This window comes from Nitrospira defluvii (assembly GCF_905220995.1).
Taxonomy (GTDB): Bacteria; Nitrospirota; Nitrospiria; order Nitrospirales; family Nitrospiraceae; genus Nitrospira_A; species Nitrospira_A defluvii_C.
This window is the reverse complement of record NZ_CAJNBJ010000009.1, coordinates 1-282: the sequence shown is the minus strand read 5'-3', so window position 1 is coordinate 282 and position 282 is coordinate 1. Positions and strand designations below refer to the sequence as shown.

The 282-nt window shown below is 53.5% G+C and carries 1 protein-coding gene; it reads left to right on the top strand.

Going from position 1 to position 282, the window contains the following annotated elements; genetic code table 11:
- Nucleotides 1-4: 4 nt before the first annotated feature.
- Nucleotides 5-282: helix-turn-helix domain-containing protein (locus KJA79_RS11280; protein WP_425518113.1), on the top strand; the 278-nt coding region annotated here is incomplete at its 3' end.

Below are 282 nucleotides of genomic sequence, written 5' to 3'. Positions count from 1 at the left end.
AAATATGAACTACACACACCTAACCCGAGAAGAACGATACCAGATATACGCCTTGAAGAAAGCGGGACACACACAAAGCGAGATCGCCACCGTCATCGACCGAAGCGTATCAACCATCAGCCGAGAGTTGGTTCGTAACCGTGGGGCGCGCGGCTATCGCCCCAAACAGGCGCATAACAAGGCAGTCGAGCGGAAAGCCATCAATGCGCGGACGATAGACGATGCAACCTGGCAATTTGCGCAAGAGAAACTCATGCTGCAATGGAGCCCAGACCAGATCAG